The organism is Micromonospora sp. CPCC 206060 (assembly GCF_036906895.1).
In the GTDB taxonomy this organism is placed as follows: domain Bacteria; phylum Actinomycetota; class Actinomycetes; order Mycobacteriales; family Micromonosporaceae; genus Micromonospora.
Genome location: NZ_JBAKHU010000206.1, coordinates 1 through 1,706, shown reverse-complemented (window position 1 = coordinate 1,706; position 1,706 = coordinate 1). Strand labels below are relative to the sequence as shown.

Annotated in this window: 2 protein-coding genes; one reads left to right on the top strand and one right to left on the bottom strand. The window is 67.1% G+C overall.

The features are described 5' to 3' along the window. Positions 1-60: 60 nt before the first annotated feature. Positions 61-375 (bottom strand): hypothetical protein, encoded by a 315-nt coding sequence (locus V6U90_RS33270; protein WP_334445122.1) that lies wholly within the window; start codon positions 373-375, stop codon positions 61-63. Between the two features lie 105 nt (positions 376-480). Here V6U90_RS33270 and V6U90_RS33265 point away from each other — a divergent pair, with 105 nt between their 5' ends. After that, complete coding sequence (locus tag V6U90_RS33265; protein WP_334445120.1) at positions 481-1,677, top strand: IS630 family transposase; 1,197 nt, start codon at positions 481-483, stop codon at positions 1,675-1,677. The last annotated feature ends 29 nt before the right edge of the window (positions 1,678-1,706 follow it).

Below are 1,706 nucleotides of genomic sequence, written 5' to 3'. Positions count from 1 at the left end.
AGTGGTCCGCGCCGTAAGTTCTTCGGGGGTTGACTGGCCGGGGTTTGGGTGCAGTCGTGGTCAGGGTGCGATCGGGCCGACGTGGATGTCGCAGACGAAGTCGAAAGCCTCTTCGGGACTGCCGGTGAACCAGATCTGGTTGTCGTAGCTGTTGGTGCTGGCCACGTAGATGGCGGTGCCCCAGCGATGCGCGGACCCGCCGTATCGGAACCGCATCAGCGGCAGGTGTTCACCGTCGTTGAGTTCACCGGTGATGTAGGCGAACTGGCCGTGATAGCGCACGTGTACCGCGGTCAGCTGCGGCCACTTTGCCTTGGCGTGCTCACGCAGCCGCTGCGCCAGGGAGATCTTGGTGGACTCGGGAATGACGGGCATGGGTCACATCCTGCCCGCCGGCCGGTGCGTCCTGCTCTGCGCTGCCCGGCGGGTCGTCATGATCGACGATCCAGTCATCAGGATCATCGATCAGAAGGCGAGCCCGTGCCCGTCTGTCGCGCCCGCCCGATCACGCTGACCGCCACCGAACGGCACCGGCTCAAAGCCCTGGCGTACTCCCATTCCGCCGGCTACCAGCAGGTCATCCGGGCACGGATCGTCCGCGACGCCGCGCACGGCTACTCCAACGCCAGGATCGCCGTGCGCCACGGCGTGCACGTCGACACCGTGCGCCTGTGGCGTGGCCGGTACGCCGAGCAGGGCCTGCCAGGGCTGACCGACCGGCGCCGGTCCGGGCGGCCACCCCGGTTCACCCCGGCACAGGTAGCCGAGGTCAAAGCCCTCGCCTGCCAGCTACCGGCCGAAACCGGTACGCCGCTGTCGACGTGGAGCTGTCCCGACCTGGCCGCCGAAGCCGTCAGCCGGGGCATCACGGCGGCGATCTCCGCGGCCACGATCCGCCGGATCCTGGCCGCCGACACGCTCAAACCCTGGCAGCACCAGTCCTGGATCTTCATCCGTGACCCGGACTTCGCCGCCAAGGCCACCCGGGTGCTCGACCTCTACGCCCACACCTACCAAGGCATTCCGCTCGGCCCGGACGAGTACGTCATCTCCAGCGACGAGAAGACCAGCATCCAAGCCCGCTGCCGCTGCCACCCCACCTTGGCACCCGGCGCCGCCCGCACGATGCGGGTCAACCACGAATACCGGCGCGGCGGCGCGCTGGCCTACCTGGCCGCCTACGACGTCCACCAGGCCCGCGTCTTCGGCCACTACTCGCCCAAAACCGGCATCATCCCGTTCATGACCCTGGTCGAACAGGTCATGACCCAAGAGCCGTATGCCTCCGCGAAACGGGTGTTCTGGGTCGTCGACAACGGCTCCTCCCACCGCGGCCAGGCCGCGGTCGACCGCCTCACGAAGCGGTTCCCGAACGCGGTCATGGTCCACACACCGGTCCACGCCTCGTGGGTCAACCAAATCGAGATCTACTTCTCGATCGTTCAGCGCAAGGTCCTCACACCCAACGATTTCACCAGCCTTGACCAGGTCGAAGACCGACTCACCGCCTTCGAGCAGCGCTACAACGCGACCGCCCGGCCGTTCAGATGGAAGTTCACCCCAGCCGACCTCGAGGACCTCATGGCCCGGATCGAGCGACACGAACAGAAAGAGCAGAACCCCCAACAGCCCTCCGGCTGCGACCACCAGCCTGCCGCACCGGCCCTCGCCACATAACCCCCGAAGGACTTACGGAACGGACCACT

What these genes read in the sequence shown, in the direction of transcription:
- V6U90_RS33270 (WP_334445122.1), bottom strand. Translation starts at nt 375, where the DNA reads ATGCCCGTCATTCCCGAGTCCACCAAGATCTCCCTGGCGCAGCGGCTG.